Genomic DNA, 25,683 nt, shown 5'->3' on the forward strand with positions numbered 1-25,683 from the left:
GCTGGTCACCCCAGGTGACCAGCCCGCCGTCGTTGTTTAACGCCCTATTTCTTGCCCTGGTTGGCCACGGCGAGGATGGCCTCGGCAGCGGCGTCGGGGTCCAGGTAGGTGCCGCCGGGCTTGACGGGCTGGAAGTCCTCGTCGAGGTCGTATACCAGCGGAATTCCCGTGGGGATGTTCAGGCCTGCGATGGCTTCATCGCTGATGCCGTCCAGGTGCTTGACCAGCGCGCGCAGGGAGTTGCCGTGGGCCGTGACCAGGACTGTCTTGCCGGACTTCAGGTCCTCCTTGATGTCAGATTCCCAGTACGGCAGCAGGCGGACCAGGACATCCTTCAGGCACTCGGTGCGCGGCAGGGCGTCGCCCAGGTCTGCGTAGCGGGGGTCGTGCGCCTGGGAAAACTCGGAGTCATCGTCCAGGGGCGGCGGGGGGGTGTCGTAGGAACGGCGCCATTCCATGAACTGCTCTTCACCGTATTCGGCGAGGGTCTGGGCCTTGTCCTTGCCCTGCAGGGCGCCGTAGTGGCGTTCGTTCAGGCGCCAGTCGCGCTTGACCGGGATCCAGCCGCGGTCGGCCTTGTCCAGGGCGATGTTTGCGGTGTTGATGGCCCGCTTCAGCAGTGAGGTGTAGAGGATATCCGGGAGAACATCGTTCTCAACCAGGAGCTCCCCGCCCCGCGCTGCTTCCTTGCGGCCCTGGTCGTTGAGGTCTACGTCCACCCATCCCGTGAAGAGGTTCCTGGCGTTCCATTCGCTGTGGCCGTGGCGCAGCAGAATCAGCTTGTAAGTCATGATTTTCATCCTAGCCGAGCGCTGCGGCCACCTGCCCAGCGTTACAACGGACACCGCCGGCTGGGATGCGGCAAGGGATAAGGTGGGGCGGTGGTGCAAAAAGCTGAACGGGTGGCCGCCCCGCAGATGACCGGCAGGAACCCGGGCAGCAGGCAGGGCCGGCCGGTAGGGAACGTCACCCGCGGCACCACGAATCCGAACCGCATGCGCCGGGTTGACCGCTGGCTCGCCGGGCCCCAGGCGTGGCGCCTCCGCTCGGCGGAAAGTCCCCTGGTGGTGGACCTGGGCTATGGCGCAGCCCCGGCCACTGCCGTCGAACTCTACGAGCGGCTGTCCGCCCTGCGTCCGGACGTCCAGGTGTGCGGCATCGAGATTGAACCGGACCGGGTCCGCGCGGCGCTGCCCCTGCAGCGGCCGGGTTTGAGCTTCCACGTGGGCGGGTTCGAGATCCCGGTGCCCGGACGGCCAGTGCTGGTGCGCGCCTTCAATGTCCTGCGCCAGTATGAGGAAGCGGATGTGGCGGGGATCTGGCGGCTGGTGCAGGACCGCCTGTCCGCCGACGGCCTGTTTATCGACGGGACCTGTGACGAAATAGGGCGGCGGGTGACCTGGGTGGCGCTGGATGCGGAGCGGCCGCTCTCACTCAGCATTTCCGTCCGGTTCGGCAGCTTCGGCCTGCCCTCGGATGTTGCCGAGCGGCTGCCCAAGGCCCTCATCCACCGCAACGTCCCCGGCGAACCGGTGCACGCCCTGATGCAGGCGATGGACCGGGCGTGGCTGGAGTCCGCCCCGCTGGCGGCTTTTGGCAACAGGCAGCGCTGGCAGTCCATGGCCCGCTTGGTGCGCGACGCCGGCTGGCCGGTTCAGGACGGGCCGGCCAGGTGGCGGCTGGGCGAGCTGACAGTGGACTGGGAAGCGGTGGCCCCGGGGAGTTAGTTCACCAGGGCCCGTAGGGCCCCGTGTTGCGGCTGCCGCCGCGGCCGGCATCCTTGACGGCCGGCCGTACGTCTGCCAGGTAGACGGACGCGGCGACGACGGCGGCGAGCCCGAACAGGCCAAGCGTGCCGAAGAAGCCGCCACTGCCGAAGAACGATATGACGCCCACAAGGGCGGCTCCACCCGTCAAGGCCATCCAGAAGGTCTTGGTCCTCTTCCCGGTCGCCTCAAAGGCGTTGGCGCGGTGCCGGGCGCAGTCCACCACGGCCCACAGTTCCAGTCCGAGTGCCACCAGGGCAAGAATAAAGAACACTGCCTGCTCTACAGGCCGAATAATGAGTTCACCGTCCACAAGCCCAGCCTAGCCGCCCAGCGCGTCCAGCGCCTGCTTCAAATCCGCCCAAAGGTCCTCAACATTTTCAATGCCCACGCTGAGGCGGACCAGGTTCTCCGGCACGTCCGGCGGCTCGGCGGCGTGCCGGCGGCGGCGTTCTATCAGCGATTCAACCCCGCCAAGCGACGTCGCGGGCAGCCACAGCGCCATTGCCCGGACCACCGCGTCCGCAGCGTCGGCACCGTTCAGCCCGCCCACGGGTGCCACCTGGAAAGAAATGATCGAACCGAAGCCTTTCATCTGCGCCTTGGCCCGTTCGTGCCCCGGATCCGTGGGAAGCCCCGGGAACCGGAGCGACTCGATCCGGGGATGGGCTGCCAGACGCTCCGCCAGGACCATGGCAGTGGCCTGAGACCGTTCAATGCGCAGTGCCAGCGTTCTCAGCCCGCGCAGGGCAAGCCAGGATTCGAAGGGCCCGGCAATTCCGCCATGGATGGTCCGATGATGGAGCAGCGCGGAACGGATATCCGGGTTGGAGGTGACCAGCGCGCCGAGGACGACGTCGGAGTGGCCCGCCAGGTACTTGGTCACCGAGTGCAGGACGACGTCGGAGCCCAAGCGCAGGGGCTGCTGGACCAACGGCGTGGAAAAGGTGTTGTCCGTGACGACGATGGCTCCGGCCGCGTGAGCTGCGGCAGTGAGGACCGGCACATCCGCGACGCTGAGCATGGGGTTTGTAGGGCTCTCGAGCCAGAGCATGGCGGCTGCCCGACCGGCCAGGCCGCCGGGCGAGAGCGCTTGCCCGACTGCTTCAGTATCGGCAATATCAACGGTTCGGAGCTCGATGAAGCCCTTTTGGGCAAGCTCGGCCGCCATGACCAGGGAACCTGAATAGCAAAGCGTCGGCATGACCAGCACTCCCCCGGCGGGAATGAGGGACAGGGCGGAACTGACTGCAGCGAGGCCGGACGCGTAGAGGAGACCCGGCAGTTCCGAACCTTCGAGCCGGCCCAGCGCTTCCTCGAACGGATCCCAGGTGGGGTTGGAGTACCTGCCGTAACCGCGGTCCCCGTCAGCAAGGGCACCAGTGCCGAAGTATGTGGAGGACAAAACGATGGGCGGGTTGACTGGCTGGTCCCTTTCCCGCGGAGGACGCCCCGCGGCCACCACTACCGTCTCAGCCGCCAGGGAAGCTGCTTGCTGTTCGGAAAGACTCATGGACGAAAGCCTACTGTCCGGGTTAAGCACCCCGAAAAGCCGTTACCCCGCCCGCAGATGCTGTCCACATGGGGCTGCGGCGGTCTGCGATTGTCCGGGCGGATCGGTAGGCTTGACCGGTGAGCAAACAACGGGCGGGCCTTTTCATCGCGTTTGAGGGCGGAGATGGTGCCGGAAAGTCCACCCAGGCGGCCCGGCTTGCGGATGCCCTTGAATCGCGCGGGCTGACGGTCCTGCGGACCCGGGAACCCGGTGGAACCCCCATTGGCGAGAAGCTGCGGTCCCTGGTCCTTGACCATGGGCACGGCCACATTGATGCCCACACCGAAGCCCTTATTTTCGCCGCATCGAGGGCTGCCCACGCCAGCCAGGTCATCCGGCCGGCACTGGAGCGCGGGGACATTGTTTTGACGGACCGGTATATCGACTCTTCCGTTGCCTACCAGGGAGCCGGGCGGGACCTGGGCAAGGACGCCGTCCGGTCCATCAACGCGTGGGCCACCTCGGGCCTGGAGCCCCACCTTACGGTCCTGCTGGACGTTGACCCGGAAGTGGGCCGCCGCCGCCGGACCGCCGGTGATGCCGCCGAGGACCGGCTGGAGTCCGAAGCTGACGAATTCCACCTGCGGATCCGGGAGGCCTTCCTGGAGCTGGCCGCAAGCCGGGCCGGTTCCTACCTCGTGCTGCCCGCCCATCTTCCCGTAGGTGACCTTGCTGAGCAGATCCTCCAGCGGGTGGACGCCCTGTTGGCGTCCTCGGAGGGTGACGCATGACCGTGTGGGACGACCTGCAGGGCCAGGCCGCCGTCGTCGAACAACTCCGCCAGGCCGCCGGCGGTGAAAGCCTCACGCATGCGTGGCTGTTCACCGGGCCCCCGGGGTCCGGCCGTTCGAATGCCGCCAAAGCGTTTGCCGCGGCGTTGAACTGCGACCAGGAGGATGTCAGCCGGCGCGGCTGCGGGCAGTGCCCGGCCTGCCGGACCATCCTCGGGGAAACGCACTCGGACGTCACCTTTGTCCGTACCGAAAAAGTCACCATCACCATCGACGAAGCGCGCGACCTGGTGGCGGCGGCGGGCAACCGGCCATCCTCCGGCCGGTGGCGGATCATCGTGGTGGAGGACGCGGACCGGATGGCCGAGCGCACCACCAATGTCCTGCTCAAAGCCATCGAGGAGCCAACTCCCCGTACGGTGTGGATGCTGTGCGCCCCCTCCCCTGCCGATGTGCTGGTGACCATCCGCTCCCGCTGCCGGAGCGTGGCGTTACGGCTGCCGCCCGCCGCTGACGTGGCGGCCCTGCTGGTAAAGCGCGACGGCGTGGAGCCGGCGCTGGCGGAGCAAGCGGCCCGTGCGGCACAAAGCCATGTGGGTATTGCCCGCCGGCTTGCCCGGGACCCTGCGGCGAGGGAACGGCGCCTGGAAACCGTCCGGTTCCCGTTGGGACTGCGGGGCGTGACCGCCGCGGTGATGATGGCGGAGAAGCTGGTAAAAATCGCCACCGCCGAGGCCAACAGTTCCAACGAGGAACGCGATGCGGCCGAGAAGGCTGCCCTGCTGGCAACGCTGGGGGCGCCGGAGTCCGGAACCTTGCCTCCTGCCATACGCAGCCAGGTGAAGCAGTTGGAGGACGACCAAAAACGGCGGGCCAAGCGGTCCATCACCGATTCCCTGGACCGGACGCTTACGGACCTGCTCTCCTTCTACCGGGATGTGCTGATTATCCAGCTCGGGAATGCTGTGGAGCTCGTGAACGTTGAGCTGAGGGGTGAATTGGAGGAGTTTGCCGGCCGCTCCACTCCGGAAGCCACCCTCGCCCGGATGGATGCCATCAACAAAGCCCGCGAACGCATCACCACCACCAACGTTGCCCCGCTGTTGACCATTGAGTCCATGGCAGCCAGCCTGATCTAGCCCTCCAAGGAGACCCGATGACTGCCCGCCCCCTGCCTGCACACCCCCGATCCTGGGTGATTGGCGTGCGTGCCGCCGGGGCCATGGCGCTGGCCATGGTTCTGGCCTCCTGCACCCTGATCGACGGCGGAGACCGCAACCAGGAGGCCGCCACTGCCAAGGCGGATCCCTCCATTGTGGCGTCCGCTCCGGCCGGGCTCAAGCAGTTCTACTCCCAGGAAGTGGTGTGGGAGCCGTGCGAAGGTGAATTCCAGTGCGCCAGGGTGAAGGTGCCGATGGATTATGACAAGCCCGAGGGCGACGCCATCGAACTGGCCGCGTTAAAGGCTTCGAGCACCGGCAACAAAACCGGCAGCCTGCTGGTCAACCCGGGAGGCCCGGGCGCATCCGGCTATGACTTCGTCAAGGACGCTTCGGGAACGCACTTCTCCCAGGCCGTGCGGGACGCGTACGACCTCGTGGGATTCGATCCCCGGGGCGTAAAACGTTCTGCACCTGTCACCTGCATGACGGACGCCGAGCGTGATGCCGCGCGGGCCAAAATTTACGATCTGGAAACCGACGCCGGCCTGGAGGCTGCCCGGACGGACAACAGGGCAATCGCCGCCCAGTGTGCGGAGCAGACCGGTCCGGTCCTGGCCCACATCGATACGGTGAGTTCCGCGAAGGACATGGACATCCTGCGCGCCGTGGTGAACGACACCAAGCTCAACTACCTCGGGTACTCCTACGGCACCTTCCTGGGATCCACCTACGCTTCCCTGTTCCCGGACAACGTGGGGCGGATGGTGCTCGACGGCGCCTTGGATCCGGCCATCAGCAACGAGGAGCTCACCCGGGGACAGTCCCGCGCCTTCGAAAAAGCCATCCGGGCTTATGTTGCGAGCTGTTTGGAGCAGGACGGTTGCCCGCTAAGCGGGACCGTTGATTCCGGGGTGCAGCAGCTGCGGGACCTCATTGCGGCCGTTCAACAGACGCCCCGAACCGCCAAAGACGGGCGTGTGGTCAACGCCACGATGTTCGTCAGCGGGATGATCACCCCGCTGTACAACGATCAGAGCTGGCCTGCCCTGACCCAGGCCCTTGAAGCGGCGATGACCGGTGACGTGAGCCTTATGCTTCGGCTGGCCGATCTTGGTGCCGACCGTGCTTCCAACGGGACGTATACGTCCAACTCGACGTTCGCGTTCAATGCCATCAACTGCCTGGACTACCCCATGGAGTCCGATACCGCAGCTATGCGGGCCGAACAGCAGCGCCTGATGCAGGACTCCCCCACCTTCGGATACTTCTTTGCCTACGGCGGCACCAACTGCGCTGACTGGCCCTACCAAAACACCCGGACCCCGGCACCGGTTGAGTACACGGGAGATTCACCCATTGTGGTTATCGGCACCACCGGCGACCCTGCCACTCCGGTCGAGTGGGCCGCTTCGCTCCGCAAGCAGCTGGGCAACGCCGCCCTGTTGACGTGGGAAGGCGAAGGCCACACCGCTTACGGCCGGTCCAACAGCTGCATCGAAGACCCCGTGGACGCCTACCTCGTCAGTGGCAAGGTTCCGGCGGACAACACTGTGTGCTGAAAGCCTCATACCCTTTGGCCCCGCCCATTTTGACCGGGGCGCTGGGACTCTACTACAGTTGAATCTTGCATGAAGCGCCCGGTTCTTCCGGGCAGCATGCGGTGCTTCCTTAGCTCAGTCGGTAGAGCGTTTCACTCGTAATGAAAAGGTCATCAGTTCGATTCTGATAGGAAGCTCGGGATAAACCCCGTGTTGTCGTTGATTTCGACGATAATGCGGGGTTTTTCGCTGGTTAAGCTGAAAAGCATGCCGCCGGGGACAAAGGCCCACTCTCGTGGACGCGCAGGCGGTGAAATCCGGCCAAGGCCTGGCGACCTTCGGGGAAGCTCCTGCCCCGGCCCCGGAGGACCTGGACTTCGACCTCAACGAAACCAAGACGGGCAGACGTCTTTCTAAAAAGCAGCGGTAAGTAGTAGGCCCTTTAAGGAGTCGAGTACTTCCTACGCATGCACGCCAAGGCACCCGACCCTAATCTTGTTGATACGGCAGCAGGCCGGCTACGGCTGCTGCCGGCCATCGGGCCACCGGTGGTTCACGCACTCAGCCTATGAATACGGTATTGGTGCACAGCTTCCACTGCTTACAGGACTCCCCATGCCGCTGTCACCAGATCCAGCCGAAAAGCACGCACCGCTGGATATGCTCCCCCGGCAGTTGCCCGACCTGGCGGCCGGGGCCGCCGCGCTGCAGGCCTCCATGCGCGAGGACGTCCTGCGGCAAGCACCTGGCCGGCCGGTCCTGATGCTGCGGCCTGCGCGGGTGAAGGTGGGCTCCAGGACCGGACTCGCCACCGCCTACACCGTCACCCATGTGTTGGTGGTGTGGGACGACGGGCAGGACGCCCGGTGGGTGGCCAGCTGGCTGGTGCGCCGGCTTTAGCCCGCCGTGCCCCACACACGCCCGTGGCACCGGCGCGCAGGGAAGTCCCCTTCGTCGTAGGCTGAACTTCGCATGCGACGAAGGAGAAACCAAAATGGCGGCGAGCGGAATGACCGGAACCAGTCTGGAAGGGCTGATGGCGGAGCTTGCCGCCCTTGAAGACCCGCGGGTCCGCGAGGTAAACGAAAGACACGGGGATGATCACGGTGTGAACCTTGGCCAGCTGCGTGCCGTCGCCAAGCGCCTTAAGGCCCAACAGGAACTCGCTTGCCGGCTCTGGGAGACGGGTGACACTGCGGCGAGGCTGCTGGCCCTCCTGGTCTGCCGTCCCAAGGCGTTCGGGCGCGACGAGCTGGACACCATGCTCCGCGAGGGCCGCACACCCAAGGTGCACGACTGGCTGGTGAATTATGTGGTGAAAAAGAATCCCCACGCAGAAGAACTGCGCCTGGCGTGGCTTGACGATCCCGATCCGGTAGTGGCGAGTGCAGGCTGGGCACTTACCAGTGAACGCGTCGTGAAGCAGCCTGAAGGCCTCGACCTTGCCGGACTGCTGGACGTGATAGAGGCCCGGATGAAGGCCGCGCCGGACCGCCTGCAGTGGGCAATGAACACTTGCCTGGCACAAATCGGGATCGGGCATGCGGAGCACCGGGACCGGGCGGTCAGCATTGGTGAGCGCCTGGAGGTACTCAAGGACTACCCCACTCCCCCGGGCTGCACCTCGCCCTATGCGCCCAGCTGGATTACCGAGATGGTTCGCCGGCAGCACGCTAACTAGTATGGCGGTTATGGAAGACGAGGCCCTGGCGGAGATAGCGAACGGGCTCTACGCCAAGCCGATGGAAGACTTCGTGCCGGCACGTGCCGCCGCAGCAAAGGAAGTTGCCGGTGCAAACAAGGAACTCGGAGCCGCTGTACGGGCACTGCCAAAGCCTTCGGTTGCCGCCTGGGCCGTAAACATGCTGGCCCTGCACCAACCGGAGGTCCTTGCCGGGTTGGCGGACCTGGGGACCCGGATGCGTGCGGCCCAGGCGTCATTGGACGCCGCAGCCCTCCGGGAGCTGGGACGCGAGCGGCGAACCCTTCTGGCTGCCGCCGTCGACACCGCCCGCTCCGTAGCCCAGGAGCACGGCCGGTCCATCAGCGATGCGATGACTACTGACGTCGAGGAGACCCTCCGGGCCCTGACGGCAGATGAGGGGGCCGCTGCTGCCGTCCAGAGTGGACGGCTCCTGAAGACAATCTCGGCGGACGGCGTAAACGCCGTGGAGCTTGAGGGCTCTGTGGCAGTCCCGGCCGCCCTGCCCGCACAGCGGGCAGCTCCTGCGCCGTCCAAAACGCCGGTGCGAAAGGAACAAAAGGAAGGTACGACGGCGGCGGGAACCGCCCGGACCAAGCCTGATAAGCCGCGCCTCGAGGCAGTCCGCCAGGCACCGCGGCCAAGGTCGCTGCCCGCACTGGACAAAGCCCAAGCCGCCCTTGCGGAAGCACAGGCGGCAGAAGCCGAGACGGCGCAGCTGGCCAAAAATCTGCAGAACCAAGCGGACGAAACACGGACCGAAATTGCTGGGCTGATCCAGGAGGCCTCCGGTCTGCGGGCGCAGCTCAAAGCAGTTGAGGACCGGCTCGAGCAGTCCCGCAAAAGGTTAGCCAGCACCACGGCGGAGGCAAAACAGGCCCAGCGGGCAGCCGACAAAGCCGAGCGGACTGCGATGCTCGCGCAGGAACGGGTCCTCCGGCTGGGCAGCTGACAGAAGTATCCCCGGCTGCCGGCCAAACTGTGGACGCGGGTTTAGGAACACTTCGTCAGGGGTACTCCCATGACCTCAGCTGAACTGCTCAAGCCACGGCCACGCATTGGACCCAAACCCTGCGTGCTTGCACACAAGTTAGGTTTGCCCCGTGACGGACCCGTCCCACTCCCAGAACACCAGCAAGCAGCCACCGCGCAGCTTCAAGTACATCCTGATGCTCGGCGCCCTGGCCGCGCTTCCGGCTGTTACCACGGACATGTACCTGCCCTCCTTGCCCGCCGTGGAAGCCGACCTCCGTACAACCCAGACCGCCGTGCAGCTGACCTTGTCCGGAACCCTCGTCGGTGCCGGCGTTGGCCAGTTGGTGATCGGCCCGTTCTCGGACCGGTTCGGACGGCGGCTGCCGCTGGTCATCGGTATTTCCCTGCACGTGGTCATTTCGTTGCTGTGCTCCATGGCTCCGAACATCGAAACGCTGACAGGGCTCCGCGTGCTCCAGGGTTTCTTCAACGCAGCTGCCGCCGTGGTGGCCCTGGCCGTCATCCGTGACCGCTTCGTTGGTTCCGCAGCAGCCCGGCTGCTGTCCCGGCTGATGCTGGTGATCGGTCTCGCCCCGCTCCTGGCACCCACCGTGGGCCAGGCCATCGCCGGGCTCTGGGACTGGCGTGCCGTCTTCTATGCGCTGGCCCTCATCGGGGTGGTCCTGGTGGCAATCGTCTGGAAGTTCATGCCTGAAACGCTGCCGGAGGACCGGCGGGCGCCGGCCCACCCCAGGCACGTGGCAGGTGCCTACTGGTCGCTGCTGCGGGACAAGCACTTCATGGCCCTGGCGGTGATCCCCGGCCTGGGGCTGGCCCTGATTATGAGCTACGTGGTGGGTTCCCCCTTCGTCTTCCAGAACGAGTACGGCCTCACGGCCCAGCAATTCGCCCTTGTCTTTGCCCTCAATGGCGCCGCGCTGGTGCTGTCGGCACAACTGAATGCCACCCTTGTCCGGAAGTTCCCGCCGGTCCGGCTCCTGCGCACCGCCCTCCTGGTGCAGTTGGGCCTCGCCCTGCTGCTGCTCGTGGTGGTCCTGACGGGTGCCGGCGGCCCGTTTGGCCTGATTGCCGGCCTGTGGCTGGTCCTGTCTGCCCAGGGCATGATTCCGGCAAACGCCTCCGTACTGGCCCTGCACAACTACGGCCATATGGCGGGTACAGCGGCCGCGGTCATCGGAGCCCTGCAGTCCGGCGTCGCAGGGCTCGTCAGTCCGCTGGTGGGGCTTCTGGGTGGAAACGCGCTCTCGATGGCCGGCGTCATGGCGGGCAGTTGTGTAGTGGCAGTAATCGTACTTGCCGCGGGAACTCCCGCCTACCGAAAGGGCGGGTGGCCTCAGCCCGCGGAACGCGATGACGACCAACGGGTCAGTGCCGACGATTAGTTGACTTTGAGCCCCTGCCGCCGCGGACGGTGCTATGGGAAGGGGCCTGTGACTACGTCGGAGAGCAACACGCGGGGCTGATTCCGGGGAATGTCAGACCCCGGTTGCACACTGGATTTATGGAAAGCCAACTCGTACAGGAATTTCACGTCACCTACTTCGACGCCGACTGCGGCCGTGCACGCTCCGAGACTTTTGACACCTTGGCGGAGGCCGAGCGGTTCGCCAGCCGGCACTGCGCCGGTGAGGACAGCTGGGCCGTCGTGGACGCGGTTCCGGTCCAGCAGGTCCGTATCGCTGCCTAAAGGGAATTCTCCCTGAGGCACTTAAAGCAGTCACCCGCGTTGCGAGGGGACACCCCCAGGCAACGCGGGTTGGACGGTCTATTGGGACCGGACTGCTTAGACCGGCAAGCGGTCCGAACTAAGCGAAGTCGGAGACAGCGGGATCGGCTCCAATACGGCCTTCGCCCTTGGCGCTGCGGTCCAGCGCGTTGATGGCTCCGATGTCGTCAGCGTCTAGGGAAACATCCAGGGCCGCGAAGTTTTCGCGTATCCGGGACTCCGTGACGGACTTGGGAATGACCACGTTGCCGATGGCGAGGTGCCAGGCGATAACCACCTGGGCGGCCGTGGCATCATGCTTGGCCGCGATGGACGCCACCGCCGGGTCCTCCAGGAGCTCGCCGCCCTGGCCCAGCGGTGACCAGGCCTGCGTCAGGATTCCCTTAGAGGCACCAAAATCGCGCAGTTCGCGCTGGCTGAAGTACGGGTGGAGTTCAATCTGGTGGATGGCCGGAACCACGCCGGTCTCGCTGATAATCCGCTCCAGGCCTTCGATGGTGAAGTTTGAAACACCGATTGACCTGACCCTGCCACGCTTCTGCAGCTCAATCAGCGCCTTCCAGGTATCCACGTACTTGTCCTGCTTGGGCTGCATCCAGTGGATCAGGTAAAGGTCGAGGGTCTCAAGGCCCAGCCGGTCCATGGACTCTTCGAACGCCGCAAGGGTGGATTCGTAGCCCTGGTCTGCGTTCCAGAGCTTGGTGGTGATGAAGAGCTGCTCGGGTGACAGGCCTGAGCTGGCAATGGCGCGGCCAACGCCGGCCTCGTTGCCGTAGATCTTGGCGGTGTCGATGTGGCGGTAGCCGGCTTCGAAGGCCTGCCGGACAACCTTTTCCGCCACCCCATCCTCAACCTGCCATACGCCATAGCCGAGCTGGGGAATCTGGTTTCCGTCGTTGAAAGTCAGTGTCGGTGAAAGAGTCATGACCCCATCCTGCCAAAACAACTGCCCTGCCAACGGCGATCAGCACGAACTAAGCCAGACGCTTAACCGGGAATATCCTCTTGCCGGGGGTCCGGACTCTCCTCCCGCAGGTGCCGCTCGGCGTCGGCCACCTGCTGGAACACCGCCTCCGCGCGGCGCCGCACAGATGCTGCGCCCACGGGGACGGGACCGACGGCGAGGCGCAGCATGGCTGCTGCTTCGGCGGTGGTGGCGAGGGAATTGCCGGCCTTGGACAGGGAGCGGTGGACACCCGCGAGGGCGTCCGGGATGTCCAGCCCGTCGCTGGGCGAGCGCTGCTGTGCTTGCACGCAGACTGCCCTGACGCGGTCCAGCAGTGCTGCAAGTTCATTGGCGACATCCACCAGCTCCGAGTAGAGCTGGTCGTCTTCCACCCCTTCGAGGACCTGGTGGAAGCGGTCCAGCCCCCGGTGGAAGCGATCGTGGGCCCGGCGCCACAATCCCTTCCCAAGTTCAGCGTCGTCCTTGCGCCCCTGCCTGGCGGCGCTAAAAAAGCCCAAATGCCCTAAAGGTACTGTCCCGGACCGTGGTCCGGGTCAGTGGGCTGGCCTGGCCGTCCTGGAACACCGGCCCGCGGCCCGGCCGACGCCCGCTGGGGCTCCCCGTTCTCCCCGATGACCACACCGGGTGCAATAACTGTGCCCGGAGGAAGCTGGCGGAGCTGGTGCTGCGCCGCAGCGTGCTCGCGGGCAGCGTGTTGTGCGGCGATGGCAGTCTGGATACCGTGGAACAACCCCTCCAGCCAGCCCACCAGCTGTGCCTGGGCAATGCGCAGCTCAGCGTCGGAGGGAGTGGCCTCGTCCGGGAACGGGAGGCTGATCCTGTCCAGTTCCTCCACCAGCTCAGGGGCAAGCCCGTCTTCCAGTTCCTTGATGGAGCGCTCATGGATCTCGGCGAGACGTCCCCGGGCGGCGTCGTCCAGCGGCGCGGACTTCACCTCCTCGAGCAGCTGCCTGATCATTGTTCCGATCCGCATCACCTTGGCCGGTTCATCCACCAAATCCTGCAGGTTGCTGCCTTTGGGCTTGCCGTCATTGGCGGGGACAGCCGGCGCAGGTGCCGGCTGTCCGCCGTCGATGGTGGTGCCCTCTACCGGGAGGTCCTCAGGTGCCTGAGTGTCTTTCGGATCGCTCATGCGTTCATACTCTCACGAGCAATCGGCCGGTTGTTCACTCCATGAAGCGCACTGACGGTTTGTCCGCTGCAGGCTCAATCAGCAGCACCGGCCCTGGGGATTGGTGTCCTGCCGGTCGGTCTGGTCCCGCCAGAACTCGCGCTCGGTCAAAGGCGGGGTGCTGTGGCCTGCAGCCCGGTGGTGCTCCAGGTACTTTACGTAGGCATCCGCGCCCAGCACGCCGCCGAAGTAACGCGCAAAACCCCGGAAGCCCTGGGCAACCGCGGCGAGTCCGGAGCTCATCAGTGGTGGCCTGCCCTCTCGAACCGCAACTCGGCAGGAACCTTTTCCCACTCGGCCAGCAGCTCCTTCTCGGCGGGCGTGGGGATGAGACCGGACGGGGCAAAGACGCGGGACGGCCGGGCCGGGTCCTCGGTGTCCTTCGCGGCTGTCCCGTCAGCACGGGTGCGGAACGCCTTGACGGTGGCAAGCACCGCCGTCGTAATAACAATGATGCTGAGCACGACGAAGATCACCGAGAGCCAGCCCTGGATGGCGGTGTTGCGGACTACGGCTTCCATGGCTGCCACGGACTTGGCCGTGCCGAATTCGGTCTTGCCTTCGGCGAGGGCCTTGCTGAAGGCGGCGTTGTTCGCGAAGTAACCCACTGCCGGGACGGGCGAGAAGATCTTTTGGTAACTCGCCGTGATGGTGACCACCGCGGCGAACGTCAGCGGAAGCGCCACGATCCACAGATACTTGAACGTCCCGCGCTTGGCCACGATGGCCAGGCACACGGACAAGGCGATGGCTGCCAGGAGCTGGTTGGCGATGCCGAACAGCGGGAAGAGGGTGTTAATGCCGCCCAGCGGATCTGTGACGCCCATCAGGAGGACCGCGCCCCACGCGAGCACCATGATCGCGGTGCAGAGCCAGGCTCCGGGCCGCCACGAGTGTTCCTTGAACTTGGGGACGAAGTTGCCGATGGAGTCCTGGAGCATGAAACGGGCCACGCGGGTGCCGGCGTCAACGGCGGTGAGGATGAAGAGAGCTTCGAACATGATGGCGAAGTGGTACCAGAATCCCATCATGGCCGTGCCGCCGATGAACTGCTGCATGATGTGCGCAAGGCCCAGGGCGAGCGTGGGGGCGCCGCCGGTACGGGACACAATGCTTTCCTCGCCCACGTTCTCGGCGGTCTGGGACAGGAGGTCGGGTGAGATGTTCACCCCGGTCAGGCCCAGGCTGTTCACCCAGGTGGCTGCTGTTTCAACCGTGCCGCCCGTCAGGGCAGCCGGCGCGTTCATGGCGAAGTACAGGCCCCTGTCGATGGAGATCGCAGCAACCAGCGCCATGATGGCCACAAAGGACTCCATCAGCATGCCGCCGTAGCCGATGAACCGGGTTTGGCGTTCCTTTTCCACCAGTTTCGGGGTGGTGCCGGACGAGATCAGGGCGTGGAAGCCGGACAGGGCACCACAGGCAATGGTGACGAAGAGGAAGGGAAACAGCGCACCGGGGAATACGGGCCCGTTCTCCCTGCTGGCAAACTCACTGAACGCGGGAACCGTAATCTCCGGGCGGACCGCGATGATGGCCACCGCGAGCATCACGATCACGCCGATCTTCATAAATGTCGACAGGTAGTCACGCGGTGCAAGGAGCAGCCAGACCGGCAAAATAGCTGCGATGAAGCCATAGATGATGATTCCCCAGGCAATGGTGACCCTGTCGAGGGTGAAGAGATCAACACCCCACGGGGTTTCAGCGACAATGCCGCCGCCGATGATTGCCGCCATCAGCAGCACGAAGCCGATGAGCGAAACTTCCAGGATTTTGCCGGGCCGCAGGTAGCGGAGGTAGACGCCCATGAACAGGGCGATGGGGATTGTCATGCCGACGGAGAACACGCCCCACGGGCTTTCGCCGAGGGCGTTGACCACGACGAGTGCGAGGATGGCCACGATGATCACCATGATGAGCAGGGTGGCGATGAGGGCGGCGGTGCCGCCGATGACGCCCAGTTCTTCCCGTGCCATCTGGCCGAGGGATCGTCCTCCGCGGCGCATGGAAAAGAACATCACCAGGTAGTCCTGGACAGCGCCTGCAAGGACGACGCCGACAATGATCCACATAGTGCCGGGCAGGTAACCCATCTGCGCGGCAAGCACGGGGCCCACGAGCGGTCCGGCCCCGGCAATGGCGGCGAAGTGGTGGCCGAACAGAACGTTGCGGTCCGTCCGGACGTAGTCCTTGCCGTCGGCCTTGTACTCGGCCGGGGTGGCCCTGCGGTCATCGGGCCTGGTGATGTAGCGTTCGATGACCTTGGAGTAGAAACGGTAGCCGATCAGGTACGTGCATACGGAGGCGAAGACAAACCAGATGGCGTTGACGGTCTCCCCGCGGATGATCGCCAGCATGAACCATGCCACGCCGCCCAGCAGGGCGATCGCAGCCCAAAGCGCGATCTTTCCCGGCGTCCACTTTTTTTCTTCGGCCTGGCGGACATTTTCATCCACGGCCGACGGCGGGAGAACGGTGTCGGTGGTAACCGTACCTTCCCCCCGGGCTGCGCTCCGACGATAATCAGGCGTTTCGGCCATGTCTCCTCCTTGAGATTTGTTCCTCATCTGCTGACTCGCACACTACCAACGGTGGCCCTCGATCGGGGCGCTTTTTTGCCCTTGGAGCACGGCCTGCGCCGAACGGCCTGCACCGGGCGCCTAATGACGGGCCCCACTGCCCCGGCTCCTACTCCGGTACCGGCATCCCGGGAAGCGGTAAAAGCAAAGAGGGTCCCCATCCGGTGTTCCGGACGGAGACCCTGGTTCCCGCGTGGGCGGGGAGCTTGGCTAGGCGTGGGAGTAGGTGAGGCAGTCCGCGTTGTCGGCTCCCGGACCGACGTGAACTTCAGGCGCCTTGCACATCAGGTGGTCGTTGTGGACGCATTCAGAGCGCTGGCATGCCCCGACGTCGGCCAGCACCTTGGGCAGTCCGCCGTGAAGGCCGGTGTCGATGAAAGTGGCGCAGGTTGCATGGTTTTCGGCGCCGCCCACGGTGATGGCGGCTGCGTTGCAGTTGGTGTGGTCGTTAAAGGAACAGTTCGTTACGCTGCAGTCGGCGACGTGCGTTGTCATGGAAAGCCCTCCTGGCTTCGGCGCCCGGTGCGGGCGGCTCCTGAAACCCACGGTAAACCCGTTGGCAACAATCAAAAAGACCCAATTCAGTGACTTAATTGTTCAGATTCCTGTGAGCCCTGCATCTGACGTGCCCCCGCTGGATGTCCTGCGTGTTGGGCTTGGAGACTGCGCCTGCTGGACCATTCTGGCTTCACAGAGGTCCAGCCAGCGGACCTCGGCTTCGGTCTGGAAAATGAGGGAGTCAAGGACCAGCAGCGAGGCGGTATCCCCTGACCGGTGGGTGACGGCGGTGTCCCTGCGGGCCTTTGTGTAGTCCTGCAGTGCGCGGATGGAAGCCACACGCTGCGTCTGGATGATGCCCTGCACGTCCACGCCCGGGATGGTGACGGCGAGCGCCAGCTTGATGGCCAGCTCATTGCGCGGCGGATTATTCCGCTCCACCGGGGCGGTAAACCAGCTTCCCACCTCAGCCTTGCCGGCACCCGTAATGCTGTGGACCACGTGCCCGTTGCCGTCGTCGCCGTCCCTGACAACCAGGCCGTCCCGTTCCAGCCGGTCAAGCGTGGTGTAGACCTGACCGATATTCAGCGGCCAGGTGGCTCCCGTCCTGTTCTCGAACTCGGCCCGCAGCTGGTAACCGTAGCGCGGCTGGTCCTGGAGCAGGGCAAGGAGGCTGTGGCGGACGGACATCGGCGCTCCTGGCGTTGGTGGGCCTCGGTATGCGGGCTACCCAAAGACAGGATGCATACCGCGTATGCCAACTGAGCTTAGGAGCAGGAAGGCCCCAAAGCAATATTGGGCATGAACCCCACGCGGCCCGTTACATCAGCAGGAGGATCTTTCCCACGTGGTCGCCCGAGTCAAAGTATTCATGCGCAGCCTTAACCTGTTCCAGCGGGAAAGTCTTGGCCACGAGCGGACGGATCCTGCCGTCACTGACCAGCGGCCAGACGCCATCGCGAACGGCGTTCATGATGGCGCCTTTTTCTTCCACCGGCCGCGGCCTCAAGGCGGTGGCCACCACCGCTGCACGTTTCTTCAACAGCTGCCCCAGGTCCAGTTCCCCTTTGACGCCGCCCTGCAGGCCAATCACGACCAGGCGCCCATAGTCGGCGAGGGCGTCCACGTTCTGCGAAAGGTACTTGGCTCCAACGACGTCGAGGATCACGTCAGCGCCGTGCCCGCCGTTTTGCTCGCGGAGGCTCGCCGGAAAGTCCTCTTCGGCGTAGTTGATGGCAATGTCCGCGCCCAGGAAAGCTTTCGCGGTTCCCACCTTTTCGTCCGTTCCAGCTGTCGTGGCCACCCTGGCTCCCAGGGCCTTGGCGAGCTGGATGGCCATGGTTCCGATCCCCCCGGTGGCGCCATGAATCAGCACCGTCTCGCCAGCCTGGAGCTGGGCAGTCATCACCAGGTTGGAGTACACCGTGGCGGCGACTTCCGGCAGGGACGCCGCCGTCACCAGGTCCACACCGGCCGGTACCCGCAGGACCTGTTCCGCAGCCACCGCCACCTGCTGGGCATATCCGCCGCCGGCCAGCAGCGCCACCACCTTGTCACCAAGTGAAAACGGTTTGCTGACGCCGGGGCCGAAGCCGGCTATGCGTCCGGAGACTTCCAGGCCCGGAATCTCTGAAGCGCCCGGCGGCGGGGGGTAGAAGCCCCTGCGCTGCTGCACGTCTGCGCGGTTGAGGCCAGCCGCCACGACGTCGATAAGCACCTCCCCCGGTCCGGCTACCGGCGCGTCCGTCTCGCGGATCTCCAGCACTTCCGGGCCGCCCGGTTCGGATATGTAGACGGCTTTCATGGAACACTCCTGTTTCTGACTGAATACTCGCTGCAACCAGTGTGCACCGGACACCTTCCAGTCTCTGTTTTGTTGCAGGCAAGTGCCTATGAAACACTACTAGTCAGGGAAGGTTGTCCGAGCGGCCGAAGGAGCTAGTCTTGAAAACTAGTGTGCGGTAACCCCGTACCAAGAGTTCGAATCTCTTACCTTCCGCGAATAGGACCCCTGTCCGCCAGCTTGCTGGCTGGCAGGGGTCCTTCGTTTACCCCGGCAACTCCGCGAAAAGCGCTGGGCGCAGCCGGAACCATGGGGGCTGTCAGACCCGGCCCAGAGTCCCGTGGTGTCCCTGCCTGGGCTTGGCTGCCTTCGCCAGAGGCGCAGCGAAGATACCGGCAAGAAATCCCGGAAAGATCTGCCGTCTGGACCTTCCCCTAAAGCTACCGGCCGGTATTCTTTTGTGATGGCCGGCACATTGGTTCCGGCCACCAAACCAACCACTGCCGAGAGCATCACCGGATGGGGCCATTGGGGCCTGATCCGGTGGGGCGGCCCGCTCCGCTGGGGAACGTACCGCCGAATGCACGCACTAGCAACCTTGCGTTCATTCATCCCTGTTTTGATGTGCCGGATACCACTTGACCAGGAGCAGGATCCGGGCCCTCGTCCATCGGTACAACCTGGACACCTTCCACTGGCTCCCCCATCGGGGAGACCCTTCTGAAAGTAAGAGCAGATGCAGACACCTTGGAAATTGGCGCTGGGTACAGCGCTGTCAGCGGGGCTTATCGCTCCGCTCGCAGCCTTTCCCGCGCTTGGGGACGGCACATCCGCGGAGGTCTCGCCCGCGGCGGGAACTTCGTCGGTGGTCATCAACGAGGCCTACCTTAGTGGCGGCAGCGCAGGCGCCGCATTCAAGCACAAGTTCGTTGAGCTGTACAACTCATCGGACGCCCCGGTGTCCCTGGACGGCTGGTCGGTTCAGTACCGCTCCGCTGCCGGCACGGCCCCTCTGACCAGCGTGGCGACCCTTTCCGGTTCCATCCCGGCCAAGGGGCACTACCTGGTCCAGGGTGCCAGCAACGGCGCCAACGGAGCGGATCTCCCTGCCGCGGACCTGGTCGCGACTGGCCTGAACTTCAGTGGCACAGCGGGCACCATTGTGCTCGCGAAGCAGCCCACCGGCGTCGGGCTCGCCCCCGGCTCGCAGGTGGAGCCCGCCGGCGTGGCCGACCTCCTCGGCTACGGGTCCAACACATTCGAGACACAGGCGGCACCGGCTCTCGGCGGCACTTCCGACGCCAGGAGCCTGAACCGGGCCCGTGGCGTGGACAGCAATCACAACAACGCAGACTTCGCGCTTAGCGCCACGGTTACGCCCACCTCCTCAGGTGGGGCAGCCCCGGATCCGCAACCTGCGCCTGATCCCATTCCGGGACCGGCGCCGGCCCTGAAAAGCATCGCCGAGATCCAGGGCGCGGGCACCGCAAGCCCGCTGGCCGGGTCCACCGTGACCACCACGGGCAAGGTCACTGCAGCCTTCCCCACCGGCGGGCTGAACGGCTACTACCTCCAGACCCCGGGAACCGGCGGGGACCTGACGGCGGCCAACCATGCGGCGTCGGACGGCATCTTCGTCTACTCCCCCGCCACCGCAGCGTCGGTCCAGCCCGGAGACCACGTGCAGGTGACCGGCACCGTGGCCGAGTACCACGGCATGACCCAGCTCAACGTCGAAGCCGCCGCAGGGCTTGCCAAGCGGGCAGAGCCTGCCCCGGAGGTCAAGGCCACCGCCTTCACCCTGCCTGCCAGCGAATCCTTCCGCGAATCCTTGGAAGGGATGCTCCTGGCACCCCATGGCCCGGTGACGGTCACGGACAACTACACGCTGAACCAGTACGGCGAGGTGGGCCTCGCGGGCGGAACAGCTCCGCTGGTCCAGCCCACCGCCGTCGCTCCCTACGGCTCAGCCGGGTACACCGCCGTCGTCGCTGAAAACGCGGAACGCGGCATCAAGCTGGACGACGGCTCCAGCACCAACTTCCTCAAGGACGCCACCACCAAGGCGCAGGTCCTGCCCTACCTCACCACAACTGACCCGGTCCGCGTGGGATCGCCGGTAACCTTCACCACCAACGTGGTACTCGGCTATGGCAACAACGCCTGGAAGCTCCAGCCGCTGACCCACCTGACGGAAGCCAACAAGGCCACCGTCCAGCCCGCATCGTTCGGCGCCACGCGCACCGAGGCTCCCGCCGCAGTGGGAGGCAACCTGAAGATCGCCTCCTTCAACGTGCTCAATTACTTCCCCACCACGGGCGACACCTTGGCGGGCTGCACCTTCCACGATGACAGGGCGGGCAACCCCATCACTGTCCGTGGAGGCTGTGACGCCCGTGGTGCCGCCAACGCCGAGAACTTCGAGCGGCAGCAGGACAAGATCGTCGCGGCCATCACGAAGGCGGGCGCAGACGTTGTCACGTTGATGGAAATCGAGAACTCGGCACAGTTCGGCAAGAACCGGGATGACGCCCTGGCCAAGCTGGTGGATGCCCTGAACGTCGCAACCCCTGGCGTCTGGGACTACGTCCGTTCGCCTGCCAATGCCCCGCCGCTCAGTGATGAGGACATGATCCGCACGGCCTTCATCTATAAGGAGGCTGTTGCAGAACCGGTGGGTGAATCCAGCATCCACAATGACATCACAGCGTTTGCCAGCGCACGCAAGCCGCTCGCGCAGATTTTCAAGCCCGTGGGCGGCGGCGCCGGAACCGAATTCATAGCGATCGCCAACCACTTCAAGTCCAAAGGCTCCGCAGCCACTCCTGAGGACACAGACAAGGGCCAGGGCGCATCAAATCTGGCACGTACAGCCCAGGCGAAGTCACTCCTGGAGTTCAGCAAGTCCCTGCAGCAGGCCAAGGGCACGGACAAGGTCTTCCTCATCGGCGACTTCAACGCCTACGCCAAGGAAGACCCCATCAACGTCTTCACCGCCGAGGGTTACGTCAACCAGGACGAAAAGGCGCGCAACGCGGACGGCACCGCCAAGCACTCCTACCTGTTCGGTGGAATGGTCGGTTCCCTTGACCACATCCTCGCTTCCCCTGCAGCGGATGCTGCGGTTACGGGTGCGGACATCTGGAACATCAACTCGGTGGAATCCGTAGCGCTGGAATACAGCCGCTACAACAACAACGTCACCGACTACTACGCCCCGGACCAGTACCGCGCCAGCGACCACGACCCCGTCATTGTGGGGCTGAACCTGCAGTCCGTTCCCGCCACCGTTGACCTGAACTTCCTGGGCATCAACGACTTCCACGGCAGAATCGACACCAACACCGTCCTGTTCGCCGGCACCATTGAAAAGCTCCGGGCAGCAGCAGCTCCCGGCGCAACCGCCTTCCTCTCGGCCGGCGACAACATCGGAGCTTCGCTGTTTGCGTCCTCCGTCGCCAAAGACCAGCCCACCATTGACGTGCTGAACGCCTTGGAACTCCAGGCCTCCGCCGTGGGCAACCACGAGTTCGACGGCGGCTGGGCGGACCTGCAGGACCGCGTCATCGCAGGCGGCAGCAACGCCCGGTTCCCCTACCTGGGCGCCAACGTCTACCGGAAGGGCACCACCGAACCGGTCCTGCCCGAGTTCACCGTCCTGGACATGAACGGCGTCAAGGTGGCGGTCATCGGCACCGTAACCCAGGAAGTTCCCTCCCTAGTGACCCCCGCCGGCATCGCGGACCTCGAGTTCGGTGATCCCGTGGACGCCATCAACCGGGCAGCGGCACGGATCACCGCGGATAACCTCGCCGACATCATCATCGTGGAAAACCACGACGGCGCAGGCTCGGGAACGGTGGAAGGCGCCACGCTGGAAGAGGAAGTGGCGGCCGGCGGACCCTTCGCGAAGCTCGTGACCGAAACTTCCGCGGACGTCGACGCCATTTTCACCGGCCACACGCACAAGGAATACGCCTGGGACGCCCCCGTCCCTGGAGTTGAAGGCAAGACCCGCCCCATCGTCCAGACCGGCAACTACGGCGAAAACGTGGGCCAGATCCAGCTCACCGTGAACACCGCCACCAAGGAGGTAACGGCTTACAAGGCCGGCAACGTCAAGCGCACTACCGACCCCGCCGCGAACCTGATCGCCGCCTACCCGCGCGTGGCCGCCGTCGACGCCATCGTCAAGAAAGCCCTCGCGGATGCCGCCGTGGTGGGGAACCAGCGTGTTGGCGCTGTTACAGCTGACATCACCACCGCCTTCACCACGGACGCCGCAGGTGTCGCCAAACGCGATGACCGCGGCAACGAATCCACTTTGGGCAACCTCGTGGCCGAATCCCTGCTGGCTTCACTCCAGCCGGCGGAACTGGGCGGGGCGGAGATCGGTGTAGTCAATGCTGGCGGCCTGAGGAACGAGCTTTACTACGCACCGGATGGAAACATCACGTATGCAGAGGCGAACGCCGTGCTGCCGTTCGTGAACAACCTCTGGACCACGTCCCTGACAGGAGCCCAGTTCAAAACGATGCTGGAACAGCAGTGGCAAACAAATGCGGACGGCACGGTCCCCAGCCGCGCCTATATCCAGCTCGGCCTGTCCAGGAACGTGAACTACACCTACGACGCCGCCCGGCCGGCCGGTGACCGCATCACGTCCGTCCGGGTGAACGGGGCCCCGCTCGACCCCGCCCGGTCCTACCGGGTGGGCACGTTCAGCTTCCTGGCCACCGGCGGCGACAACTTCCGGATCTTCACGAAAGGTGCCAACACAAAGGATTCAGGGCTGGTGGACCGGGATGCGTGGATTGGGTACCTGCAGAAGAGCAGCCCCGTGTCGCCGGACTTCGCCCGCCGTTCCGTGGCCGTCACCAACTCCACGCCCGGCGAAGTCAAGCCGGGCGATCCGATCACACTGGCAGTATCCAAGCTGGACCTGACGTCCCTCGGCAGCCCGGCGAACAGGACGTTGTCAGCCGTCTTCACCGACTCCGCCGGCACCGTAACCCAGCTGGGGTCCGTACCAATTCAGGCGGGTGCAGCCAGCGTCAACCTGGCTGTCCCGTCCGGTGCCGCTGCAGGAACAGGGACGCTGGTCCTTACCGCCGCCGAATCCGGCACGGTGGTCACTGTGGGTGTCACGGTGGCGAGTGCTGCCGTTGAACCGGTGTGCGCCCCTCCGGTCAAGCCTGTCCGCCCGGCTGACGTGAAAGGCCAGGCGAACTACGGCCAGGCCATGGCCGCCTACCGGGCTTGCCTGCGCCGCTGACGGCAGTGTGTGGCCGGCCGCCGTCGTGAAGGCACGGCCCAGCCGAACGCTCTCTCACCTAATGCGCGCTTTCCCTCAACGCTCTCTCACCACGGTGAGGGAGCGCTGAGGTGAAGGTGCGACTGGTGAGAGAGCGTCCGCCGTTAAGGCGCAGGAAGTGAAAGAGCGTTGCATTCTAAGGCGCAGGAAGTGAAAGAGCGTTGGGCCGGGTGCCTTGTCCTGCTCAGGATCCCAGGATGGCGCCGGCGATTTCGTCGGCGTCGCGCAGTGTCCGCTGGCCGCTGCGGTAGTTCGGCGCGCCGGACTGGACCGCTTCGGCGGCGATGGCCGTGCCCCATTGGGCGGACGAGAGCTGGAGCCCCAGCACGTAGAGGCCTTCGGTCACGGACCCGTTCGCTGCCACCGGGCGGTAAGGGTGCGGCTCCACATCCAGGCCGGTGGACTCGACGGGAGCACCCTCCACGGACATCATGAGCCGCGGCCGCACCAGGCCGTCAGCCAGCAACTGCTCCAGGACCGGTGAATCGTTGGCCGAGACCCTGTTGCCCGGCGCCAGCGCCTCCACCATGGTCCGTGCGGCCACCGGGGCGTCATCCACCCATGGCGAGGAGGCCGTGAAAACACCGTTCCTGCGGTCTACCCCGAACTTGGGGTCAGGCCCTACAAAGCTGACCACCCCTGCCCTGGCCAGCGCCGCAAGCTGTTCGGAGCGCAGCGCGGGCGGCCCGCTGGCGAGTCCTTCCACAAACGATTCAAACCAGCCCCGCAGGCCGGCAACCCAGGATTCATCGGTGATGCCGCCGTCGGCCACCGCGGTCTTGAGCACGGCGCGCCCGTGGTGGAGGGCACCGATGGCCATCTTCACGGGGTCATCCTCGCCCAGCGCAGAGCGGCGGGCATCATCGAGCAGGTATTCCACCACGGCGGCGTCGTGCTCGGCACGCGAGGCAAAGGAGCGGCCCGCCAAGGGTGCCGCGAGCCCCGGCAGGTCCAGCCGGTGCCGGGGCCCGACGTGCACGGCCAGCACGCTCTCCACGGCGTCTTCCCAGTTGGCGGCACTGTGGGCGTGCGGGCGCAGGGCCTCGTCCAGTGCGGCAAGGAACGCCGCCGGGTCCGGGACCGCGTTCGGCTGCGAGCGCACCAGCGTGGAGTAGTAGGCCCACAGCGCATCGCGGTGCAGTAACGGCCAGAAGTCATGATCAAACGCAGGGCGGATCCCGGCCGTGTGGAAGCGCTCAAGCGCCGCTTCGGTGAAATAGCGCAGACTGACCGACGCCGGGTAGTAGCCGCTCAAGGCAGCCTTGGCGCGGTAAGGCGTTCCCCGCCGGGAGGCAGCAAGGATGTGCGGCTCCTGGCCCGAGGGCTCGTAATGGAGCATCGCGCCGTTACTGATGAACTTTCCGCCGCGGCCCTCCGTCAGCTGGCCCATGGTGTCAAAGAAGTTCAGGCCCATGCCCCGGACCAGGACAGGTTCCCCGGCAGGGATCAGGGACCAGTCCACGTCGGCGGGCACAGCCGGGGGCAGGTACCGCAGGCCCAGCTGATCTGCCGAGGCCTGCAGGTCCCGCTGTTCAGGGTTCAGCCGGGACGGGATGTGACCCAGTGCAAGCACCACGGATCCGGTGCTTAACGTGGTGCCGGTGGCCAGGCGGACATCGAACGATGCGTCGCCTGAGGGGTGCACGGACAGGGCGGACGTTTCGTGGAAGTCGATGGTGACGCCGTCCGGAACGTTGCGTGTCAGCTCCTCCACGGTGCTGCGGAGGTACCGGCCGTAGAGTGCGCGGCTGGGAAATTCATTGGCGGTGAGGACGGAAAGTTCGGCCAGCTCCTCCTCATCAAGATCCGGCAACGGGTCCTCTTGCTGCCGGGCACGCCATTGGTCGAAGGTGGTGCCGGCGACCGGCGGCGCCAGCGAAGGATCCTGCGGGATTACCGTGGGATAAAAGGACTGGGTGTTCATCAGGAACAGCCGTGACTGCCCCGGCTGCCACACGTGGCCCGGACCCGCGGGGTAGGGGTCGATGACGTCGACGTGGAGGCGCACTGGGCCGGCGCCGGAAGCAATCCGTGCGGTGCTCTGGGCGAGCAGGCGTTCCAGGACGCTGGTGCCCCGCGGACCTGCCCCGATGATGGCGGTCCGTATGCTCTGCGTTATTTCCACGGCATCCAGAGTACGGCTGAAAGGTGAGTACGTGCTGCCGCTTGACTTGCTAGCCGCCCGGGGATG

Annotated in this window: 22 protein-coding genes and 2 tRNA genes; 12 read left to right on the forward strand and 12 right to left on the reverse strand. The window is 65.3% G+C overall.

Annotation, left to right across the window (positions count from 1 at the left end; all coding sequences use genetic code 11):
- Nucleotides 1-44 precede the first annotated feature (44 nt).
- On the reverse strand, nucleotides 45-791 hold the full coding sequence (locus AC5RT4_RS12145; protein ID WP_494105886.1) for a phosphoglyceromutase: 747 nt from the start codon (nucleotides 789-791) through the stop codon (nucleotides 45-47).
- A 90-nt stretch (nucleotides 792-881) separates the two neighbouring features.
- On the opposite strand from AC5RT4_RS12145, the gene AC5RT4_RS12150 reads away from it, so the two are divergent.
- A complete protein-coding gene (locus AC5RT4_RS12150) occupies nucleotides 882-1,727 on the forward strand; it encodes a class I SAM-dependent methyltransferase (RefSeq protein WP_494105887.1) in 846 nt (281 codons plus the stop codon).
- A gap of 1 nt (nucleotide 1,728) precedes the next feature.
- On the opposite strand, the gene AC5RT4_RS12155 is transcribed toward AC5RT4_RS12150, so the two are convergent.
- Complete coding sequence (locus tag AC5RT4_RS12155) at nucleotides 1,729-2,079, reverse strand: DUF2516 family protein (protein WP_387553740.1); 351 nt, start codon at nucleotides 2,077-2,079, stop codon at nucleotides 1,729-1,731.
- Nucleotides 2,080-2,088: 9 nt separating this feature from the next.
- Entirely contained in the window at nucleotides 2,089-3,279 is a 1,191-nt protein-coding gene (locus AC5RT4_RS12160; protein WP_494105888.1) for a trans-sulfuration enzyme family protein, read from the reverse strand.
- A 119-nt stretch (nucleotides 3,280-3,398) separates the two neighbouring features.
- Here AC5RT4_RS12160 and tmk point away from each other — a divergent pair, with 119 nt between their 5' ends.
- The 9 genes from tmk (at nucleotide 3,399) to AC5RT4_RS12205 (ending at nucleotide 11,138) form a co-directional block, all read left to right on the forward strand.
- The gene (gene tmk, locus AC5RT4_RS12165) at nucleotides 3,399-4,052 is read left to right on the forward strand and encodes a dTMP kinase (RefSeq protein WP_494105889.1); all 654 of its coding nucleotides are present in this window, start codon (nucleotides 3,399-3,401) and stop codon (nucleotides 4,050-4,052) included.
- A complete protein-coding gene (locus AC5RT4_RS12170; protein WP_494105890.1) occupies nucleotides 4,049-5,191 on the forward strand; it encodes a DNA polymerase III subunit delta' in 1,143 nt (380 codons plus the stop codon). The genes tmk and AC5RT4_RS12170 overlap by 4 nt, the downstream gene beginning before the upstream one ends.
- A 17-nt stretch (nucleotides 5,192-5,208) precedes the next feature.
- Nucleotides 5,209-6,774: an alpha/beta hydrolase gene (locus tag AC5RT4_RS12175; protein WP_494105891.1), complete on the forward strand. Its 1,566-nt coding sequence runs from the start codon at nucleotides 5,209-5,211 to the stop codon at nucleotides 6,772-6,774.
- Nucleotides 6,775-6,877: 103 nt separating this feature from the next.
- Nucleotides 6,878-6,950, forward strand: a tRNA-Thr gene (locus tag AC5RT4_RS12180).
- Nucleotides 6,951-7,368: 418 nt separating this feature from the next.
- A complete protein-coding gene (locus AC5RT4_RS12185; protein WP_494105892.1) occupies nucleotides 7,369-7,653 on the forward strand; it encodes a hypothetical protein in 285 nt (94 codons plus the stop codon).
- A gap of 109 nt (nucleotides 7,654-7,762) precedes the next feature.
- Complete coding sequence (locus tag AC5RT4_RS12190) at nucleotides 7,763-8,434, forward strand: DNA alkylation repair protein (protein WP_494105893.1); 672 nt, start codon at nucleotides 7,763-7,765, stop codon at nucleotides 8,432-8,434.
- A 1-nt stretch (nucleotide 8,435) separates the two neighbouring features.
- The gene (locus AC5RT4_RS12195) at nucleotides 8,436-9,407 is read left to right on the forward strand and encodes a hypothetical protein (protein WP_494105894.1); all 972 of its coding nucleotides are present in this window, start codon (nucleotides 8,436-8,438) and stop codon (nucleotides 9,405-9,407) included.
- A gap of 151 nt (nucleotides 9,408-9,558) precedes the next feature.
- A complete protein-coding gene (locus AC5RT4_RS12200) occupies nucleotides 9,559-10,833 on the forward strand; it encodes a multidrug effflux MFS transporter (RefSeq protein WP_494105895.1) in 1,275 nt (424 codons plus the stop codon).
- A gap of 119 nt (nucleotides 10,834-10,952) precedes the next feature.
- Complete coding sequence (locus AC5RT4_RS12205; RefSeq protein WP_494040744.1) at nucleotides 10,953-11,138, forward strand: hypothetical protein; 186 nt, start codon at nucleotides 10,953-10,955, stop codon at nucleotides 11,136-11,138.
- A gap of 118 nt (nucleotides 11,139-11,256) precedes the next feature.
- Here AC5RT4_RS12205 and AC5RT4_RS12210 read toward each other — a convergent pair whose 3' ends face one another.
- From AC5RT4_RS12210 to AC5RT4_RS12245, 8 genes are all read right to left on the reverse strand, one after another.
- Nucleotides 11,257-12,102, reverse strand: a complete 846-nt coding sequence (locus AC5RT4_RS12210) for an aldo/keto reductase (RefSeq protein ID WP_494105896.1) — start codon at nucleotides 12,100-12,102, stop codon at nucleotides 11,257-11,259.
- A gap of 62 nt (nucleotides 12,103-12,164) precedes the next feature.
- Nucleotides 12,165-12,641 carry a hypothetical protein gene (locus AC5RT4_RS12215; RefSeq protein WP_494040742.1) on the reverse strand — a complete coding sequence of 159 codons (477 nt, stop codon included), beginning with the start codon at nucleotides 12,639-12,641 and terminating at the stop codon, nucleotides 12,165-12,167.
- 5 nt (nucleotides 12,642-12,646) lie between these two features.
- Nucleotides 12,647-13,276: a bacterial proteasome activator family protein gene (locus AC5RT4_RS12220; protein ID WP_494105897.1), complete on the reverse strand. Its 630-nt coding sequence runs from the start codon at nucleotides 13,274-13,276 to the stop codon at nucleotides 12,647-12,649.
- Nucleotides 13,277-13,354: 78 nt separating this feature from the next.
- On the reverse strand, nucleotides 13,355-13,558 hold the full coding sequence (locus tag AC5RT4_RS12225; RefSeq protein ID WP_494040740.1) for a YbdD/YjiX family protein: 204 nt from the start codon (nucleotides 13,556-13,558) through the stop codon (nucleotides 13,355-13,357).
- A complete protein-coding gene (locus tag AC5RT4_RS12230; protein ID WP_494040739.1) occupies nucleotides 13,558-15,858 on the reverse strand; it encodes a carbon starvation CstA family protein in 2,301 nt (766 codons plus the stop codon). The genes AC5RT4_RS12225 and AC5RT4_RS12230 overlap by 1 nt, the downstream gene beginning before the upstream one ends.
- A gap of 249 nt (nucleotides 15,859-16,107) precedes the next feature.
- Entirely contained in the window at nucleotides 16,108-16,392 is a 285-nt protein-coding gene (locus AC5RT4_RS12235) for a DUF1540 domain-containing protein (protein WP_494040738.1), read from the reverse strand.
- A 102-nt stretch (nucleotides 16,393-16,494) separates the two neighbouring features.
- Nucleotides 16,495-17,085: a PadR family transcriptional regulator gene (locus AC5RT4_RS12240; protein ID WP_494105898.1), complete on the reverse strand. Its 591-nt coding sequence runs from the start codon at nucleotides 17,083-17,085 to the stop codon at nucleotides 16,495-16,497.
- 130 nt (nucleotides 17,086-17,215) lie between these two features.
- On the reverse strand, nucleotides 17,216-18,199 hold the full coding sequence (locus AC5RT4_RS12245) for an NAD(P)H-quinone oxidoreductase (RefSeq protein ID WP_494105899.1): 984 nt from the start codon (nucleotides 18,197-18,199) through the stop codon (nucleotides 17,216-17,218).
- A gap of 107 nt (nucleotides 18,200-18,306) precedes the next feature.
- On the opposite strand from AC5RT4_RS12245, the gene AC5RT4_RS12250 reads away from it, so the two are divergent.
- Both AC5RT4_RS12250 and AC5RT4_RS12255 read left to right on the forward strand, forming a co-directional pair.
- Nucleotides 18,307-18,394 (forward strand) — tRNA-Ser (locus AC5RT4_RS12250).
- Nucleotides 18,395-18,914: 520 nt separating this feature from the next.
- Nucleotides 18,915-23,453 (forward strand): ExeM/NucH family extracellular endonuclease, encoded by a 4,539-nt coding sequence (locus tag AC5RT4_RS12255; protein ID WP_494105900.1) that lies wholly within the window; start codon nucleotides 18,915-18,917, stop codon nucleotides 23,451-23,453.
- A 223-nt stretch (nucleotides 23,454-23,676) separates the two neighbouring features.
- Here the strand turns inward: AC5RT4_RS12255 and AC5RT4_RS12260 are convergent, their stop codons facing one another.
- Nucleotides 23,677-25,617 (reverse strand): FAD/NAD(P)-binding protein, encoded by a 1,941-nt coding sequence (locus AC5RT4_RS12260; RefSeq protein WP_494105901.1) that lies wholly within the window; start codon nucleotides 25,615-25,617, stop codon nucleotides 23,677-23,679.
- Nucleotides 25,618-25,683 lie beyond the last annotated feature (66 nt).

Source organism: Arthrobacter sp. sptzw42, assembly GCF_059089685.1.

Excerpts from the sequence above, each read along its gene's own strand:
- AC5RT4_RS12175 (WP_494105891.1), top strand. The coding sequence starts at position 5,209 with ATGACTGCCCGCCCCCTGCCTGCACACCCCCGATCCTGGGTGATTGGC.
- AC5RT4_RS12225 (WP_494040740.1), bottom strand. The coding sequence starts at position 13,558 with ATGAGCTCCGGACTCGCCGCGGTTGCCCAGGGCTTCCGGGGTTTTGCG.
- AC5RT4_RS12240 (WP_494105898.1), bottom strand. The coding sequence starts at position 17,085 with ATGTCCGTCCGCCACAGCCTCCTTGCCCTGCTCCAGGACCAGCCGCGC.
- AC5RT4_RS12190 (WP_494105893.1), top strand. The coding sequence starts at position 7,763 with ATGACCGGAACCAGTCTGGAAGGGCTGATGGCGGAGCTTGCCGCCCTT.
- AC5RT4_RS12205 (WP_494040744.1), top strand. The coding sequence starts at position 10,953 with ATGGAAAGCCAACTCGTACAGGAATTTCACGTCACCTACTTCGACGCC.
- AC5RT4_RS12220 (WP_494105897.1), bottom strand. The coding sequence starts at position 13,276 with ATGAGCGATCCGAAAGACACTCAGGCACCTGAGGACCTCCCGGTAGAG.
- AC5RT4_RS12185 (WP_494105892.1), top strand. The coding sequence starts at position 7,369 with ATGCCGCTGTCACCAGATCCAGCCGAAAAGCACGCACCGCTGGATATG.
- AC5RT4_RS12210 (WP_494105896.1), bottom strand. The coding sequence starts at position 12,102 with ATGACTCTTTCACCGACACTGACTTTCAACGACGGAAACCAGATTCCC.
- AC5RT4_RS12245 (WP_494105899.1), bottom strand. The coding sequence starts at position 18,199 with ATGAAAGCCGTCTACATATCCGAACCGGGCGGCCCGGAAGTGCTGGAG.
- AC5RT4_RS12235 (WP_494040738.1), bottom strand. The coding sequence starts at position 16,392 with ATGACAACGCACGTCGCCGACTGCAGCGTAACGAACTGTTCCTTTAAC.
- AC5RT4_RS12255 (WP_494105900.1), top strand. The coding sequence starts at position 18,915 with ATGCAGACACCTTGGAAATTGGCGCTGGGTACAGCGCTGTCAGCGGGG.
- AC5RT4_RS12195 (WP_494105894.1), top strand. The coding sequence starts at position 8,436 with ATGGCGGTTATGGAAGACGAGGCCCTGGCGGAGATAGCGAACGGGCTC.
- AC5RT4_RS12230 (WP_494040739.1), bottom strand. The coding sequence starts at position 15,858 with ATGGCCGAAACGCCTGATTATCGTCGGAGCGCAGCCCGGGGGGAAGGT.
- AC5RT4_RS12145 (WP_494105886.1), bottom strand. The coding sequence starts at position 791 with ATGACTTACAAGCTGATTCTGCTGCGCCACGGCCACAGCGAATGGAAC.
- AC5RT4_RS12170 (WP_494105890.1), top strand. The coding sequence starts at position 4,049 with ATGACCGTGTGGGACGACCTGCAGGGCCAGGCCGCCGTCGTCGAACAA.
- AC5RT4_RS12160 (WP_494105888.1), bottom strand. The coding sequence starts at position 3,279 with ATGAGTCTTTCCGAACAGCAAGCAGCTTCCCTGGCGGCTGAGACGGTA.